This is a genomic window from Trichocoleus sp. ST-U2 (assembly GCF_039961875.1).
Lineage (GTDB): Bacteria > Cyanobacteriota > Cyanobacteriia > Cyanobacteriales > FACHB-T130 > FACHB-T130.
This window is the reverse complement of sequence record NZ_JAMPJY010000006.1, coordinates 1-17,654: the sequence shown is the minus strand read 5'-3', so window position 1 is coordinate 17,654 and position 17,654 is coordinate 1. Positions and strand designations below refer to the sequence as shown.

The following is a 17,654-nucleotide window of genomic DNA, read 5'->3' as shown; positions in this document are numbered from 1 at the left end:
GGTCTAATAACAAATGTCGGTATCTAACATCTCCCATACATCTATATCAGGTTGAGATGAGCGAGTCAGGTTGACAGGAGCAAGCCAACGTCCTGAATGTAACTTTAATGCCAAGCAAAGCAGCATGAAAGCTCGACCGCTAAAACAACCTTGCCTCACGATTTGGTGCTGGGAGTCCCGGATCTACTTTTAGCTGCTGCTTTGGCTAGGGAAATCGCTTGCTCAACAGCGTCATCCAGATTATCGCTCCAGTGTACGGGCATCGTGGCTAGAGGCTCTTGGCTTTTGTCGAGTTCGCCACCTGCTAAGCGCACAACAAATTGGGGAAGCAGGGTGAGAAATTCTGGTCTGCGATCGCCGATCCGGGTGCGAGAGTCCTTGGGGCTGGGTGTACTAACCCGTCGAGTCATTCGCTGCGGATGCTCTGGCATTTCATTGACTTTTCGTTGCAAATATGAATCAATCACTGCAACGACTTCCTGACTCGCTGCGATATTGCCCAAAATATTAACCAGCAATACTTTAATGTTTTTATTTTGAGTGAGACGGTCTAGCGCTTGTTCGAGCTGTTCTCTCCAAGATGCGGGTGTCAAATTTCCACTTGCCTCCTCACCCACAATTAGGCAAAGTCTCGGCTTACCGCCAGCGCTGTAAACCAAATCCACCATTGCCATCGCCAAGCTGGTGCCGTTACAGAGAATCCCAATATTACCATCTCGATTCAGCCAGTTCTGAATGGGTAGAAACTTACCGGGATCGATGTCTGTAGGCGTTTCCTTCGCGATATCGGACTGAGGCATTTTTGCCGCTAGAGAAGCCAAAGCGGGATGCCGTCTGAGAGCAGCATCATTGACTGTAATTTTGCCATCTAAAGCCATCAATTCGCCTGTAGGACTTACACCCAGGGGATTGATTTCCACTCCATCTAAATCGTTTTGGATAAACAGATGGTACATCTTTTCGATAACGGTGCTAACTGACTGGATCAAGGAACCTTGGAGTCCCATTTTCAGGGTCAGATGGCGGGCATAAAAGGAGGAAAATTCTTGGTCAACAACAACTTGCTGAAGAAGCTCCATCACCGCTTCCAAGTTCATGCCTCCTTGTGAGGAACCTAGCAGCACCGGGCGACGAAGGTCGTAGTCTAGGGTGACGGCTAGATAAAATTCACGAGTAGCATCGTATTTTGCTTCTGCTAGAAGCACTTGGGGATATTCACCCAGAATCGGCAAATTAAAAATCGTCCGTGCTGCCGCGATCGCATCGATGGTATTTTCTGCAAATCGAATTCCACCCGCTCTACCCCGTCCACCAGCACGCACCTGCGATTTTAGGACAACCGGGTAAGGAATTTGCAAACCTTTGAGGTCTCTGGAATTATCAATTCGTTGAGAAGGCAAAACGGGGATGCCCATCTCCCGAAATAATTCTTTAGCTTGATATTCTAGTAAATCCATGAATGGCAATTTAAGGATGAGGGATGGGGAATGGGGAATGGTAATTGAGAAAAAAGGGATTCGTTATTCGGCAGTCGCAGCAAACCAAAGACGAATGGCTAACGATAATGACGAGTGACAATTACCCAATCCCGATTACCCCTGTTTCTGACGACTTTGCCAGTCTTTGGCGACTTTATCAATTCCATAGAAACGCTGCCAAAAGGCATCAACCGCCCTGGTAGGCAACACTTTGTTCATTAAAAACAGTAGAATATCTCCCCCAGTAGCAGCCACGTAGCGGGGACGAGGGTGACGGTCGGTGAGCGATCGCACAACCACTTTAGCAACCCGTTCGGAAGTCCAAGCTCGACTACTGGTTCGTTCCTCTAGTCCTTCTAGCCGCTCAAAAGCAGCCCGGTAAGGTGTATCTTGTGGAGTTGATATCGCTTGCTCAACCCGTTGCGCTGCTACCGCGAAAAACTCCGTACTGACTGGCCCTGGTTCAATCACGCTGACTTTGATATTGAATGGAGCCAGTTCCATCCGAAGTGCATCGCTAATTCCTTCCAAAGCAAATTTAGAGGAACTATATAACCCTCCAAAGGGAAACGCAAGCCGTCCGCCTAGAGAACTAATATTAACGATCCGTCCACCCCCTTGGTCCCGCATTCCTGGAATTAAAGCTTGAATTAAGGCAAGCGGGCCGAGTAAATTGACCTGAAACTGCCGCTGCACCGCCTCAAATGGAATCAACTCTACTGGTCCCATCTGTCCATATCCGGCATTATTGACCAAGGCATCCACGCGCCCAAAATGGTCGATCGTTTTAGTTGCCAAAGCTTTAGCCTGCTCAACTTGAGAGATATCGGTGGGAACAACCAGCACATCAGCACCCGCTTTGCGGCAGAAAGTTGCGACTTCCTCCAATTTTTCCTGGTTTCGAGCTGCTAAGACGAGCCGGATTCCCAACGACTGAGTCGCTAAAACTTGCGCCAGAGCAGCGCCAATCCCAGTAGAAGCTCCTGTAATTAGGATGACTTGTTCAGATAGCGGTGGAGTATCGATCTTCATAACTTGAGTTCAGTAGGCTAACACCTTAGCCGCGTGCCCGTACAGTTGTTAATGGTAAGCCCTAGCATTGCAAGCAATAGCCAATTCGCTGTAGCCAAGACAAATTTTTAGATTTTTGATTAGATTTTTTAATTATTGCAAGCACTACTGATGCGATTCCTCTGCTTGAAAGTAGAAAATTGAGCAAGCTTTTTAGCTGTCCTGCCTCAAAATGGAAGAAAGTGAAACGGAGGGTGTTGCTGGATGGAAACAGTAGCCCGCGAAAGCGAATTAGAGGTACTGGGGCGAATTCTACAAAATCGCCTTTACTCGGCATTACCGGAGAAGGTTCCCTTTCAAGTTCGGTGTGCCTTACCGCAGGAAGCGTTAATTATTTTGACGCAACACCCAGCGGATTTTCTGCCTGACCCGCAACGAACCTTTAGAACGTTAGAGCAAACTCTCAAAAGTCTGCAACCGGAATTTGCCCGTCAAGTCCAGCTGTATTTAAGAGTAGTCGGGCAAAAGCAACCCTATGCTTTCCATGCCTTCAGTGTCGATCCGCCTGTTGTGTCCCCGTCACCTGTGTCAACGTCAACTGCGTCAACGTCAACGACTGCTCTCGCTGATGAGACAGTTGTTATCGAGGAGACAATCCCAAATTCGACAGAGGTCAAAAATCTACCCAAAAAATTGAGGCGCAAGGAGACAATTCCGGAAAATCTCCCCAGCGAGACACCAGCAGCGGCAGATGACAGCATTGGAGTGGATACCGATTCGGCAGAAATCGGCTCAGCACCGACAATTGATGAATCTTCCTCCCTTCCCGCCGATGAACTCAGTTTAGAGCCGGATGATTCGCCGGGGGAGGTTAAAAGCGAGGCACCACCGACTTCACTGGCTGGTAAACTCCAGCGATTGCCATTGCCGGTACTGTTGGCAAGCGCGGGGGTAAGTTTATTGACGTTTCTGCTCACTCTCTACGCCTTGACACGTCCCTGCGTCATCGGAACCTGTACGCCACTACTCACGGCACAAGCGTTGAGCCAGGAGGCATTTGCAACCCTTCAGCGACCAAAATCTGGGCAAGAAATACTAGAAGCAAGAGAGAAACAACAAGAGGCAATCCGCCTTTTGAAGCTGATTCCATTCTGGTCTGGTTCTTATTCCGAAGCTCAGAAGCAATTGAACGACAATTCGCAGCAAGCGGAATTGCTCGATCAGCTGGTAATGGCTTTGAGTAAAGGTTCGGCGGCGGCTAGACAGAGCCAAAATCCTCCCCATTCAGCGACAGAATGGTTAGAAATTCAGAAGCTATGGCGAGAAGCGATCGCGCTTTTGGAACCCGTGCCCAAAAATAGCACGGTCTATCAACTGGCTCAGCAGAAAATTAAGGACTATCGAATAAATTTAGCCGCGATTAACGGGCGAGTGAATGCCGAACGACAGGCGCTTAAAAACCTCGACGCTGCAAAAGAAGGGCTTCAGGTAGCAGAAGCCCGTGAAGGAGTGGCTAATTCGATCGCCACTTGGCGACTGGCTGAAATGAACTGGGAGATGGCAATCAATCGGCTCAAGGCGATTCCTGTCGGCACGACTTCCCGTCCGGAGGCGCAGCAACTGCTGGCGACGAATCTGCCCAGATTGTCAGCAGCACGCGATCGCAAAAACAAAGAACAAATTGCCGCTAACGCCTACAATTTTGCTCAAACCCTCGCACGTAATGCCAAAAATTACGAACAGCGCAACCAATGGACATTAGCGGTGCTGAACTGGCGCAATGCAATCGTTAACATTCAAAAAATTCCCAGAGGTACTTTTTTCTACAATCAAGGCGATTCCCTAATGAGTTCTTATAAAGCCGAACTCAGGCAAGCAGAAATCCAACTAGGGTATGCCAGCCTGCTCCAAAAAGCGAGTACCGATCTTATTAAAACCTGCGCTGGAACGCCGAAAGTCTGCGAATATACTGTCACCAGTCAGCTAATCAGAGTTCAGTTGACACCCGCTTATATGCAGATGGTGACGCAAACCGTAAACGCCGCACAATTGAGGGGAGATTCTAATGCTCAAGCTGGGATAGCTGCTCATTTGCGAACGCTAGGAGATGCACTGGAAGCGATTAGCGATAACGCCCGTATTCCTCTTGAACTCTATACTCCAGATGGTTCGTTGATTAACAAATATCCTAAAGTTAGCTAGGAATAAAAGTCTCACATTAGGGTCGGTTATGTTTTCTGTCCCAACCCACCAAATCCTGAGGTTGGGTTAGCTTTTGCTGTTGCTACTTATACCATTTCACTTTTGTGCTGCTAGACTTACTGCTTCGTCTTCCTTCCCAGTTGAGCGGATCAAATGTGTAGCATCATCAAGGGAAATTAGGATTACATCTTGCATTTGTCAAACCAATAAACAACAGATGCAAAGTCGTAATAAAACTGGGCAATATTTGAGTTAAACTACCTAGGATTTTTTTTAAGAAAACTCGTTTTTTATTTTTAATGATTCTTGAGTTGGGCTTCGCTAGTAAAAAACTGGCGGCAAAGCCCTTGAGTGACTAATAAAGTTGTCACTAAGTTGGTAAAAGCAAGCATAAACATAATTAAAATTTGGTAGGATGCAGCATTCAGCGGGTCAACACCACTCAATAATTGACCTGTAATAATTCCCGGTAGTGTCACGACTCCAACAACCATCATTTGGTTGAGAGTGGGAATCAAACCGGCGCGGATGGAATCTTTGCGGTACTGTGCAACCGCCTGTTGTGGTGTTGCACCTAAGCTCAGGTGGGTTTCAATTTCGGCGCGACTAGCGTTGACGGTGCTGCTCAACCGTTCGCCCGCGATCGCTGCTCCATTCATCGCATTTCCGAGTACAATTCCCGCTAAGGGAATCAGGTACTGGGGTTCATACCAAATAGGCGGTTGAAGGATCAACAAAGTGGTGTAACTCAATGTCAGGGCGCTACTCACCAAAATCGACCCCCACACCACGGGCAATACTTGGGGAATTTTTTTGCCGATGCGATTGCGAGCAACAATTGCGGCAATGCTCAGCATCACCATCAAAAGTGCCAAAACTGCCCAAGGATTTTTCCAGGCGAAGACGAAGGCTAATACATATCCAACGCCCAACAGCTGGATAATAGTGCGACCAGTCGCGATCGCCAATTGCCCTTCTAATCCGAGTTGTTGAATCCTGGATAAACCAATGGCAACTGCCATCATGCCCAACGCCAAGACAAGGTCTGTAAAGTTCAGTGCGATTAAAGAATCCACAGTTCAAAATGAGGTCTTGCTTTCTCCCTAATTCTGCCAGGGTTGAGGAAGTTTTGATGGCGGAGGGCGGAGGGCGGAGGGCGGAGGACTGAGGACTGAGGACTGAGGACTGAGGACTGAGGACTGAGGACTGAGGACTGAGGACTGAGGGCGGAGTGCTGAGGACTGAGGACTGAGTGCTGAGGAGTTAGGAGTTAGGAGTTAGGAGTGAGTGAAAATAGGAATGCTCCCCTTGTCCTCTGTGGGTCTGCCTCGTTTTCCTGTTATCGTCCCTCTATCTGCCAAATTCTGCGAAACAATTTTGTAAGTTCGGCATTCTGAATCAAAAAGGATGGTGAGGCGTGGATTCCCTTTCTGAGCAAAATTTGGTTCTATGTAGATAAAAATTTGTGGTGTCAACGAGTGAATAATATTCCCCCCCTAGACCTGTCGCGGCAGTACAAAATTATCAGTGAAGAAGTGAATGCAGCCGTTCTAGGCATCTTGGCTTCTGGTCGTTATATTGGTGGTCCTTCGGTTGCAGGCTTCGAGCAACAGTTTGCAGCTTACACAGGCGTTTCAGAGTGTGTAGCGTGTAACTCTGGTACAGATGCCCTCTATCTAGCTCTCAGGGCTTTACAGATTGGGCCGGGGGATGAGGTAATTACGACGCCGTTCACCTTTATTGCCACTGCTGAAGTAATTAGCGTGGTGGGGGCGACGCCGGTTTTTGTCGATATTGATGCCCAAACGTTTAATTTCAATATCGACCAGCTGCAAAAGGCGATTACCGCTAAAACTCGCGCCATTATCCCAGTTCACCTGTTTGGGCAGCCGGTAGATATGACGACAGTGATGGACGTAGCACAGGCTCATAATCTAGCGGTGATTGAAGACTGTGCCCAAGCCACAGGCGCTGAGTGGGCAGGATCTAGAGTTGGCAGCATCGGGCATATTGGCTGCTTTAGTTTCTTTCCGACTAAGAATCTGGGTGCTTGTGGGGATGGCGGTGCGGTGACGACGAACGATCCAGCGATCGCTTCTGCTATACGGATGCTGCGGGAGCATGGAATGCGCGATCGCTACCATCATGAAGCAACTGGCATTAATAGCCGCTTGGATGCTCTACAAGCCGCCATTCTGCAAATTAAACTGCGTTATCTGGATACGTGGAATGACCTGCGTCGCTCGGTTGCACAGCAGTACCACCGATTGTTAGAGCCGGTGCCTGGGGTGGTGAAGCCGCAAGAAACGCCAGGAGGTCGCTGTGTCTGGAATCAATACACGATTCGCCTCACCCAATCTAGTAACGGCAGCTATCGGGACGAGGTTCGCAATCAGCTACAGCAGCAAGGCGTTAGTTCGATGGTTTACTATCCCTTGCCTTTACACCTACAGCCGGTCTACAAGAATTTAGGCTATAAATCTGGGGACTTCCCTGTGGTAGAGCAAGTCTGTCACGAGGTTTTGGCCTTGCCCATGTTCCCAGAACTTTCTCTGGAGGAACAGGAGCAAGTGGTTTACAGCTTGAAAGACTGCTTGGGATAAGTTTTGAGTTTTGAATTTTGAGTTTTGAGGGTCGATTTATTAACCTCGATTTCTGGCGTAGGGGCATAGCACTGCCATGTCCCTACAGAACGTGAATCAGTGTAAGTTTTTTAATCCACGTTCCTTAGCCAAGATTTATTCAAAATTCAAAACTCATCACTCATCACTCATCACTCCGACCGCTTAGGGATTACGCATGAATACGTTCGCGGCTGACAGTGGATAGTGCTTCCACCAAGCTACGAACAGCCGCTACCATCGCGACTTCACTGTTGAGTTGGTTGATGGCAGAACCGACGCCGACACCCGCAGCACCGGCAGCGATCGCCATCGGTGCGGTAACGCTAGAAATTCCGGAAGCACACAGGACTGGGACGGAAACAGCGCGGGAAATTTCGTAAGCTGCTGCTAAGGTAGGAGCCGCTTTTTCAATCAGTCCCAGCGTACCGGCGTGAGTCGGGGTTGAGGAAGTGCCTCCTTCGGTTTGGATAATATCGGCACCGGCTTTTACCAATGCTTCTGCGAGTTGAACTTGCCGATCTAGCTCCAGAATATGGGGCACGGTGACAGACAAGGTAATATTTGGCAGCAGCGATCGCGTTGCTTGCGTCAGCGCCAACACTTCTTCTGCTTCAAACCGCCGTCCCTGCGCGTAAAAACTATCAAAGTTGCCGATCTCAATCAAATCCGCTCCAGCTTCCACTGCGATCGCAAACAGTTCTGGTTCTACTGCTGATACGCAAATTGGCAGGCTTGTCAACTGACGAGCCAACCGCACCAAATTGGGTTCTGCGGCAATATCGACGAAAGTAGCACCGCCTAAGTCGGCTGCCTTAACGGTGGCAGCAACTCGCTCCGGATTGAAGTTATTCAATCCGGTAATAATTTTTAAAGCACGACCTTGGTCAAAGACACGCTGTAGTGTAGTATTCATGGTCATAAGCCCGATTTGGCTCGCAAATTTTGCATCTTAATTGTACAGACCGAATCATCCGGTCTCTACATTCAGAACGATCTACCTGGGAATATTACTGCGGAAGGTTGTGCATCCCCGCTGATTGCCATACCATCAGGAAATAAAAATTACGCTCTGCTTTTTATCACAACTGGGATCTAGACTAGGAGCATAGCGCAGATCCTGCCCCCCTCCTGCCCTCCTCCTGCCAGTGACGGTCATGAATTTTCCACCCACAAATCTGTCAACTTTTCACTCAGATGTTTTACAGCAAACTGAACTAGGGCAGCTGTGTGGTACCGAGCAGTTGTTCCGCGATCGCTATGAGATCCTGCGAATGTTGGGAAGAGGTGGCTTTGGTATCACCTTTTTAGCCAGAGATGCCAACTTGCCAGGCGATCCTTTGTGCGTGATTAAGCAGCTGTGTCCCAAGTTTAGCGATCCGATTGGACTGCAAACAGCGCGGAAACGCTTCGAGCAAGAAGCAAGAACCCTCAGTAAGTTGGGCAGCCATTCCCAAATTCCTATGCTGCTAGATTACTTTGTAAACGAGGGAGAATTCTATTTAGTTCAGGAATATGTACGAGGGTATACCCTCGCACGCTTGGTGCGGCGCGGAGGTCCCTTATCGGAAGAGGGCGTTAAATATTTCCTCCGTCAAATCCTGCCATTGTTGCAGTACATCCACGGCAATAATGTGATTCACCGCGATATTAAGCCCCAGAACATCATCCGTTGCCAGGACGATGGGAGGCTGGTACTGATTGACTTTGGTGCTGTCAAAGAGGAGATGGTTCCTTTAAGCGATACAGGAGGTCAGAAGCAAACCACCCAGTTTATCGGCACGGTTGGATTTGCACCGCCGGAACAATTTTCACTGCGTCCTGTTTATGCCAGCGATATTTATTCGTTAGGCGTAACGTGTCTTTACTTGTTGAGTGGGAAAGCACCGCTAGAATTTGATAGTGATCGCTCTACGGGTGAGATTCAGTGGCAGGATACGATATCAGTCAGTAAAGACTTTGGCAAAATTCTCAACAGAATGCTGAAAATCTCTTTACGCGAACGTTATCAATCTGCAACAGCGATTATGCAGGCATTTGGCTGGGAATCGCCTCAAGACAATTTAGCGCAGTTTATGACAACTCAGCGTCCTTCAGGGAAAGATTCAGATAAGAAAAAATCAGAAGCAAATTCACCAAATTATGTTTCTCCTACCGCCAGAACAGCGATCGCGCTTCGAGACTGGAAAGCTAGGTGGCAGGCAAAGCAACGAGATCATAAGAAAAGACCCCGTCATAGCATCATTAGCAGTTCTGGTAACTCAGGACTTTAGAAATTGGTAGTGGAAAAATTATAGTTGGTTATTACACCATTGCTCGACAAAGGCTTTCGCTTTTGGGCAGAAGTTTCTTATTGGGTGCAGCAGTTTATTTCCTGAGAGTGAAAGCCCAAACAAGATGCCAATATTCCTTTCAGATATCTTCTAAAAAATTCTTTTCCTAAAGGAAAAAGGGGAACGGTTGCTTATATAGCAATCCCATTTAAGTGGCGGACCAGCGGTTCATATCCTCGAATTCTCTAAGAATTCGAGGATATCACCTTCATGAATCGTTTAGGCTCGCTGCATTATCTCGGTCTATTATTAATTGATAAAATATAAAAAGTTGTTTTAGATTTCTCAAGCTTACAGAGGGAAACATTTAGCTCAATCAAGCGTCTAATTTAGTAAAAAGTTTGAGAGCGAGCTGATATCAATTCACCTGTTTAAGCGCTACACTTCAGTTTCTTATTATCTCTCTTTCTTCTAGCGTAGCCGCACTCCCATCTCAGGGGATGAGGTATCTGATGTGTATCGCCAAAGACCAAGGAAAAATCTTATGAAAATAATTTGTTTTAGATCATAATCATTAACCATAGAAAAGCCAATGAGGTTGTGAAAGTTATTTAAAATGGCACTCAATCAAAAAAGCTTTAGTCACGAAAATAACTTAGAAATCATGTGGCAGCTTAACAAACTGGCATCCCCTTGATGAAGCTTGCTACTTAAAAAGCTCAAAATCAGTTTTATAAGTTATTTCCTCGTCAAAAAATGATTGGTGAGGGTATTTCTATGAGTAAAAAAATGGGAATCAATACCCAACCGCTTTAGCAAGTTAATCCTGAAAGCAGTAAAAGCAAACAAGCAGGATTTGCACTGGCTCCGCCAAAGATAAGGCATTGAAAACGTAGGAACTTGGAATATCGAACAGGAGGGGAGAATGAAACCTTATCAAATTTTAATAATATGCGCGATCGCTATAGGAGCGATCGCAGGTTCCACTTTAGCAACGATTAGCTACCGCAACAGCCAACCACCACAACCCACAACTGAAGTTCCAGCTCCTCCGGCGACAACGGAGACACTAGAACCGACAATACCCCCGTCTGTGGCGGTATCGCCCCCACCGTATACGCCGCCGACTTCAAAACCAACTGGGACTCAAACAACTCCGCCAGACAAAAGTTCGTTTTCTCAGTTTCGCGTGCGTCTTTTAGATGCCATTAGTCGGCGGGATGCTAATTTTATTCGCACGCTTGTCACCTCAGAAACTGAATGGAACTATGGCGGTACGCTCAATTTGGACAGCTACAACATTGATGACAAAAATTCTAAATTTTGGGCATACATGGATAAGGCACTTAGTTTAGGTTGTGCTACCGACAATCAGGCAAAAGTGGCGAACAAAGAACCGGGATCTGATGTTTGGGTGTGTCCAGATATCGCAAAAGCACTGGAGTCAATTCGCCCAGATAAACCGAATGTTGGACAACTGGCAATTTTAGGACAAAATGTGAATGTCCGTGCAAACCCTGGGGCAGGTAGCAAAGTTGTGGGGGTTGTGTCTTACGATTTTGTAGGGTTTGATGGCAACACCTTTAACAGCCTACCAGAGCAGATGCAGAAAGAGGTGAAGGAAAAGGTTATCGATGGTTGGACGCCAGTGAAACTCGGGAATGGTAAAAAAGGTTGGGTTCTCAACCGCTATGTGTACGATTCAGAAACCGATTACCGCGTCAGTTTTGTTCGGACTCGCGGACAATGGCGGCTACGTTACTTCTTGCCAGGAAATGGGAATTAAGCGATCGCAATTTCTGAAATCAACAGGTTAATCCACAGCCAAAGTCTTCGTCAAATTTCTGGGGCGGTCAACATCCAATCCCCGGTGAACAGCCGTGTAATAGGCTAAGAGTTGCAGCGGAATAACTGTCAGGATGGGAGAAAGTAATTCGTCAACCTCCGGGACAGTCAACATCCGATCAAATAAGCCAGTAATTTCTGAATTGTTTGTGGATGTCACGCCAATGAGCCGAACCCCCCTTGCTTTTGCTTTTTGGGCATTAGCAAGGATTTTTTCGTACACAGTTCCGGGCATCGCGATCGCTACTACAGTTACAGAAGAATCTAGCATCGCAATTGGGCCATGCAAAAACTCTCCAGCGTGATAACCTGTTGCGTGCATATAGCTGGTTTCTTTGAGTTTCAGTGCTGCTTCCAGAGTAATGGGAAAATTAATCCCGCGCCCTAAAATAATGCAGTTTTGGGTATGGGTAAAATCTTTGGCTAGCTGCTCGATGACGTGCTTTTGGCTTTGTAAAATTAAATCAATTTGATCGGGGATTCGGTGCAATTGCGTGAGGATTTGATGCAGGCGATCGCTCGATAGAGTTTGACGGCAGTATGCTACATCAAGCGCCCAACAGTAAAACGCTATCAACTGAGCGACAAAGGTTTTGGTGGCAGCGATCGCTACTTCACTTCCTGCCAAAGTATGAATTGTACGATCTACCAGCTTTTCTAAGGAACTTCCCGCCTGATTGGTAATTCCTAAAAATCGAGTTTCACCAGAACAATGCTGTTTTTCTATTTCTAAGGCAGCGAGAGTATCTGCGGTTTCTCCAGATTGGGTAACGCCAACAATGAGAGTATTCGGAGTTGCAGGCGATGGTGCATCCCGAAATTCTGAGGCATAGTGTACGCTTGTTGGCACTTTAGCCACTTGCTCTAATAGATATTTACCTACCAAGCTGGCATGAAGACTACTGCCACAAGCAAGAATTTTAATCTGGTCTATACCATCGTAAAAGTTGGATGATAAACCTAAGTTTAGAGGTTGTTGAGTCAATTCAAGCCGTGGCTGTTGATCGTTGAAACGAATTTCTGAGAAAGCCTCTAAACAAGTTCGGACAACTTCTGATTGCTCATGGATTTCCTTGAGCATGAAGTGGGAAAATACCTTTTCTTTAGGAGAATTCACGCTGCACTAGAAATGTTAATTGGATTGGCTGCTGCCGATAGGAGCTAGAGCCTCCTATCAGCAGTATTCCCGGACTTAGTTGGGGAAGAAGGAAAAATAACCTACCCTTAAAAGGAAATTGCTCCCTCTTCTAGGTTCCTATGCCCTACTACGAGCAGTTTAGCGATGGGGAAATAACTTCGGCTCTGTCGCTGAATTTGTAGCTGCCTGGTTAGAGGTAGGTGGTGAAGCCGATGAAGTTGAGCGCAACTCTTGATAGAAACCAAGAACTTTTTCTGTATAAGGGCCGGTTTCGTTGCTGTTATAGCGGGTCGGATCGCCCGTCATCCACCAGGAAGCCGCCCGTTGTACCGCTACCACCTCATTGTTGCCACTCGCCTGAAACTCGTCCCGCAACACGTCGCGCATGACACACACCAGAATGCTTCGTGCGGTTACGGGACTGCTTTCAAATTGCGCTGGTGTTAGTTCCCGATTGATACATTGTTGTGACCAGCCGGGTATATTGTCTGGTTTAACTTGCCACTCGCTGTACAGTCCATCATCAGCGGTGCCAGTTTGCGGTGCTGCCCGTCGTAACGCTTCCACCAGTGCCCCTACATGGGTATCAGAAATCTTTGCTGAATTGGTAGCCGCCGCCGTTGTGACAGGGGGTTTTGCGGGTGGCTGGTTTGAGGTGGGTGATGGTGATGGCGTGGGAGTTGGAGTTGGTTTAGCCGCTGGTTGGGTAGCAGGTTTGGGTGGGGTTGAGGCAGGCGGTACTGTGGATGAAGTTGAGCGCGACTGCTGGTAAAAACCAGAAACTTTTTGGATGTAGGAAGCGATGTCTTTACTGTTATAGCGGGTGGGATCGCCTGTCATCCACCAAGCAGCCGCCCGTTGTACCGCTACGGATTCATTGTTACCCGCCGCTTGATACTGTTGGCGAAGAATATTGCCCATGATGCACTCTACAACTTTCCGTGCGGTGGCGGGATTTGCTTCAAATTCCGCTGTGCTTAGGGCACGTCCGGTGCATTGTTTTGACCAGCGGGGAATGTTGTTTAGTTTGATTTGCCAGTCGCTGTAGAGTCCATCGTCCTGTTTTCCGGTTTGGGGTGCTGCCTTCCTGAGCGCTTCTGCGAATGCCGCTACTTTAGCATCTGTTATCTGTGCTTGAGCGGGCAGTGCTGACAGCCCAACGCTGAGGATTGCTCCCCACAGTAACCACTGTAATCGCATGGCTTGCGTCCTACGAACTTAAAACTCTTTTTTATCCTAAGTGCTATTCAATGATGCGCGATCGCTCTTAGCTATGAGAATGCGCTGAGAATGCGATCGCGGCCCTTGCTTCAAAATGAGAAGATATCTTGGGATAATCGGTGGTCGAAAAATCCTCAACCAGCATGAGCAAACGACGCAAAATTTCCTGGAAGCGATCGCTCAGTGCCATTGCCCTTAGTCTGGTGCTGTTGTCTCTGGGACTCTATGGTGTCTTCTATGGCGTTTCGTGTCTAAGACGTCCACCCCGCACCGACGTTCAGCAACCGCTATTTCAAGGTATCGTTTATCGGCGCATTCCCCGCTCAACACCGCGCCCCCTAACGATCCACGTTGTCACTATCGACCTAAAAGCGCCAGGAATTGGGGTGTTAGTAACGCCAGGAAAACCCACCCAAGGAAAAGAAACCGTAGCACAAACGACCAGTGACTTTTTGCGGGAATTTAACTTGCAATTGGCAATCAATGGTAGCTTTTTTTACCCATTCCAAGAGCAATGGCTGTTATATTATCCCCACAGTGGCGAACCCGTGAACGTATTGGGGCAGGCGATTTCTAACGGCGTCACCTACTCTGCGTTTGAGCGAGGCTGGCCCGTTTTGTGTTTTTCTCAGGATAATCGTGCCCAAATCAGCAAGGCGAGTTGTCCTGCGGATACGGCTCAAGCTTTGGCAGGCGGCGAAATCATCATCGAACGCGGCAACTTAGTGGTGATGAAAGATAACCGCGATCAAAAAAAGTTATTTCCGCGCACAGTGGTTGCGACTGATGAAAGCGGCGAGAAATTGTGGTTAATTCTGGTTGATGGTCGCCAGCGTTTCTATAGTGAGGGTGTCAGTATAATTGAGCTGCAAAATATTCTTGCCGAGTTGGGTGTTTATCGGGCGCTGAACTTGGATGGCGGCGGTTCGACAACGCTGGTGGTAGCGCGTCATGGAGAGAAGCCTAGCGAAGTGTTAGCAGCATCGCTCAATTCACCGATTCATACTCGCATCCCCATGCGGCAGCGCCCAGTGGCGAACCATCTGGGCTTTTATGCGCGACCGATAAAAATTAAAAATTAAAAATAAACAATCTTATTTTTTAATTTTTAATTTTGCATTTTTTAATTTACCTGCACAATCATCCCTTCACGGGCAAGGAACGAACCCGGCGAGACTTCTTGAACTTGTGTCTCAATTTTATCGAGAAAGTCATCGCTGTGGTTCGGTTCGTGGTGAAAAATTGCCAACCGATTGACGCCTGCTGCCTGCGCTACTTTCACCCCTTCCTGCCAAGTAGAGTGTCCCCAGCCGACTTTGGGAGATTTGGGGTTGTTATACTCCTCATCGGTGTACATGGCATCGTAAATCAAGACATCGGCTTCGCGGGCTAAGTGCAGCACATTTTCATCTGGACGATCCGGCAAATGTTCCGTATCCGTACAGTAGAAGACTGTGTGCCCCTGCCACGTCACCCGATATCCCATCGCGCCGTTGGGATGGTTCAGCGGGCCGGTTTCAATGGTGATATCATCCACCTGAAAGGTATCGCCACAAATTAACTCGTAAAACTTCAAGTCAGCTTCCATGCCTTGCAGTGGCACTGGAGAATTTGAGTGCATCACGCGATCGCAGAAATGCTGTTTCATGGAGTCTGCATCTGGTGGCACTGCCCCATAAATGTGGAAGCAATTGCCTTCCATAAAAGCTGGCTTAAAAAACGGTACTCCTTGAATATGATCCCAGTGGTAGTGAGTAAAAAACATATAAGCTTCTACTGACTGCTGCTGGTTTATCAAATCCTTAGATAGAAGGCGCAAGCCGGTGCCGCCATCAAAAATCAGGCGTTTCCCACCGATTTGCATTTCTATACAAGAAGTATTGCCACCGTAGCGAACGGTATCTTTTCCAGGGGAGGGGATACTGCCTCGCACACCCCAAAACTGAAGCAAAAACTCGGAAGAAGGGCTGGTTTCCATTTCACTCTCAAGGCTTTAAAGTACCGCACTGACCCTGATGGCGTAGCAAATGATCGCAAAGCACCAAAGCCACCATTGCCTCTACCATAGGCACGGCTCTGGGCAAAACGCAAGGGTCGTGACGTCCCTTAGCTGCTAGTATAGTCTCTTCACCCTCGCGGGTCACGGTGCGCTGTTCTTTGCGAATGGTGGCTGTTGGTTTAAATGCCACCCGAAGAATAATATTTTCTCCGTTGGAGATGCCCCCCTGAATCCCGCCGGAACGGTTGGTTTTGGTGCGAATTTCGCCGGTTTCGTCAATCGAGAATTCGTCATTATGCTCGCTGCCCAATAACAAAGTACCGGCAAAACCAGAGCCAATTTCAAATCCTTTACTTGCTGGTAGAGACATGACACCTTTAGCCAGGTCTGCTTCCAGCTTATCAAATACTGGCGAACCTAGCCCTTTGGGTAGATGACGGGCAACACATTCTACAACTCCGCCGATAGAGTCGCCTTCTCGCCCTACCTGCTCAATTTTTTCAATCATCCGCTCTGCACATTCAGCGTCCGGACAGCGGACAATATTACTTTCTACTTGTTCTAAAGTGACAGTGTTGGGATCGACAACGCCTTCTAAGTCTTTGATGCGTTTGACATAGGCGATGATTTCAACTCCAGCAACTTGGTGAAGAATTTTTTTAGCGATCGCGCCAGCAGCTACTCGTCCAATTGTCTCCCGCGCTGAGGATCTGCCGCCACCTTGCCAGTTGCGAATTCCATATTTAGCATCGTAAGTCGCATCAGCATGAGAAGGGCGATATTTCTGCGCCATCTCATCATAATCTTGGGGGCGAGTGTCCTTGTTTCGCACCAAAATTGCGATTGGCGTTCCCAGGGTTTTGCCTTCAAATACGCCGGAAAGAATTTCGCAGGTGTCAGCTTCTTTGCGGGGTGTGACGATTTTACTTTGTCCCGGACGCCGCCGATCGAGTTCTACCTGAATTTCTTCGGCAGAAATTTCCAATTGCGGTGGACACCCATCGATAATCACCCCGACGCCACCGCCGTGGGACTCGCCAAATGTAGTGATGCGAAATAGATGCCCGAAGGTATTGCCCATAATACTTAAGGAGGATGCATAGCGATTTGTATCTTAACAGCGATCGCGATTGAGATGGGGAGCGATCGCTGAAACTGTTGTTATTTAAACAAACCGCCTTAGCGTTCGCGTAGCGGCGCGGATGCGCGAGAGGGATGCGCGTTAGCGCTTTAGGCGCAGAGAACGCAGAGGGAAGAGGAGAGAGCTTATATTTTTTTAATTCCTCTATCTACTTATCAGCAGCCACACGCACTCCAGCACGTTTGCTCACCTTATCAAGCAAAGTTTTATAATCGGTTGCGATCGCTTCTTGTACGTCCTTTGCTTTCTCTATTTCCCCAAACAAAAAACGCCCCCCTTGCGGAGAGCGTTTTGATTTAGCTAAGTTTTAGCAATTAGCCATTGATGCTGGGAGCCATCAGAGCCACTGGGGTGGACTCACCTGCTGCCAAGTCGAGGGGGAAGTTGTGAGCGTTGCGCTCGTGCATTACTTCCATACCCAGGTTGGCGCGGTTGATGACATCTGCCCAAGTGTTGATGACCCGACCTTGGCTGTCAATCACTGACTGGTTGAAGTTGAAACCATTCAGGTTGAAGGCCATCGTGCTGATTCCCAAAGAGGTGAACCAGATGCCGACGACGGGCCATGCACCTAACAAGAAGTGCAAGGAACGGCTGTTGTTGAAGGAAGCGTATTGGAAGATTAACCGACCGAAGTAGCCGTGGGCTGCGACGATGTTGTAGGTTTCTTCTTCTTGTCCGAATTTGTAACCGTAGTTCTGAGATTCGGTTTCGGTGGTTTCACG

Annotated in this window: 13 protein-coding genes and 1 pseudogene; 5 read left to right on the top strand and 9 right to left on the bottom strand. The window is 47.9% G+C overall.

Annotated features, from left to right (window positions below; all coding sequences use genetic code 11):
- Positions 1–155: 155 nt before the first annotated feature.
- Together NC996_RS05440 and NC996_RS05435 are read right to left on the bottom strand one after the other, a co-directional pair.
- Positions 156–1,457: an ATP-grasp domain-containing protein gene (locus tag NC996_RS05440; protein ID WP_190687518.1), complete on the bottom strand. Its 1,302-nt coding sequence runs from the start codon at positions 1,455–1,457 to the stop codon at positions 156–158.
- A gap of 135 nt (positions 1,458–1,592) precedes the next feature.
- Positions 1,593–2,510: an SDR family oxidoreductase gene (locus tag NC996_RS05435; RefSeq protein WP_190427258.1), complete on the bottom strand. Its 918-nt coding sequence runs from the start codon at positions 2,508–2,510 to the stop codon at positions 1,593–1,595.
- Positions 2,511–2,753: 243 nt separating this feature from the next.
- Here NC996_RS05435 and NC996_RS05430 point away from each other — a divergent pair, with 243 nt between their 5' ends.
- Positions 2,754–4,691 (top strand): hypothetical protein, encoded by a 1,938-nt coding sequence (locus NC996_RS05430; RefSeq protein WP_190687515.1) that lies wholly within the window; start codon positions 2,754–2,756, stop codon positions 4,689–4,691.
- A gap of 296 nt (positions 4,692–4,987) precedes the next feature.
- On the opposite strand, the gene fetB is transcribed toward NC996_RS05430, so the two are convergent.
- Complete coding sequence (gene fetB / locus NC996_RS05425) at positions 4,988–5,767, bottom strand: iron export ABC transporter permease subunit FetB (RefSeq protein ID WP_190414315.1); 780 nt, start codon at positions 5,765–5,767, stop codon at positions 4,988–4,990.
- 402 nt (positions 5,768–6,169) lie between these two features.
- Here fetB and NC996_RS05420 point away from each other — a divergent pair, with 402 nt between their 5' ends.
- Positions 6,170–7,294, top strand: coding sequence for an aminotransferase class I/II-fold pyridoxal phosphate-dependent enzyme (locus NC996_RS05420; RefSeq protein WP_190687512.1), 1,125 nt, complete (start codon positions 6,170–6,172; stop codon positions 7,292–7,294).
- 190 nt (positions 7,295–7,484) lie between these two features.
- Here the strand turns inward: NC996_RS05420 and NC996_RS05415 are convergent, their stop codons facing one another.
- Positions 7,485–8,234 carry a DUF561 domain-containing protein gene (locus NC996_RS05415; RefSeq protein WP_190414319.1) on the bottom strand — a complete coding sequence of 250 codons (750 nt, stop codon included), beginning with the start codon at positions 8,232–8,234 and terminating at the stop codon, positions 7,485–7,487.
- 235 nt (positions 8,235–8,469) lie between these two features.
- Between NC996_RS05415 and NC996_RS05410 the strand changes: the two genes are divergently transcribed.
- Positions 8,470–9,585 carry a serine/threonine-protein kinase gene (locus tag NC996_RS05410; RefSeq protein WP_190687509.1) on the top strand — a complete coding sequence of 372 codons (1,116 nt, stop codon included), beginning with the start codon at positions 8,470–8,472 and terminating at the stop codon, positions 9,583–9,585.
- Positions 9,586–10,510: 925 nt separating this feature from the next.
- On the top strand, positions 10,511–11,371 hold the full coding sequence (locus NC996_RS05405) for an SH3 domain-containing protein (protein ID WP_190533546.1): 861 nt from the start codon (positions 10,511–10,513) through the stop codon (positions 11,369–11,371).
- Positions 11,372–11,398: 27 nt separating this feature from the next.
- On the opposite strand, the gene NC996_RS05400 is transcribed toward NC996_RS05405, so the two are convergent.
- Positions 11,399–12,547: an isomerizing glutamine--fructose-6-phosphate transaminase gene (locus tag NC996_RS05400; RefSeq protein ID WP_339380398.1), complete on the bottom strand. Its 1,149-nt coding sequence runs from the start codon at positions 12,545–12,547 to the stop codon at positions 11,399–11,401.
- A gap of 159 nt (positions 12,548–12,706) precedes the next feature.
- Positions 12,707–13,768 carry a hypothetical protein gene (locus tag NC996_RS05395; RefSeq protein WP_190687506.1) on the bottom strand — a complete coding sequence of 354 codons (1,062 nt, stop codon included), beginning with the start codon at positions 13,766–13,768 and terminating at the stop codon, positions 12,707–12,709.
- 164 nt (positions 13,769–13,932) lie between these two features.
- Here NC996_RS05395 and NC996_RS05390 point away from each other — a divergent pair, with 164 nt between their 5' ends.
- Complete coding sequence (locus tag NC996_RS05390; protein WP_190687504.1) at positions 13,933–14,871, top strand: phosphodiester glycosidase family protein; 939 nt, start codon at positions 13,933–13,935, stop codon at positions 14,869–14,871.
- A gap of 41 nt (positions 14,872–14,912) precedes the next feature.
- Here NC996_RS05390 and NC996_RS05385 read toward each other — a convergent pair whose 3' ends face one another.
- The 3 genes and pseudogenes from NC996_RS05385 to NC996_RS05375 form a co-directional block, all read right to left on the bottom strand.
- Entirely contained in the window at positions 14,913–15,767 is an 855-nt protein-coding gene (locus NC996_RS05385) for an MBL fold metallo-hydrolase (protein ID WP_190687499.1), read from the bottom strand.
- Positions 15,768–15,774: 7 nt separating this feature from the next.
- Positions 15,775–16,869 carry a chorismate synthase gene (gene aroC / locus NC996_RS05380; protein WP_190687496.1) on the bottom strand — a complete coding sequence of 365 codons (1,095 nt, stop codon included), beginning with the start codon at positions 16,867–16,869 and terminating at the stop codon, positions 15,775–15,777.
- Between the two features lie 374 nt (positions 16,870–17,243).
- Positions 17,244–17,654, bottom strand: a pseudogene (locus NC996_RS05375) (photosystem II q(b) protein); the annotation flags it as partial.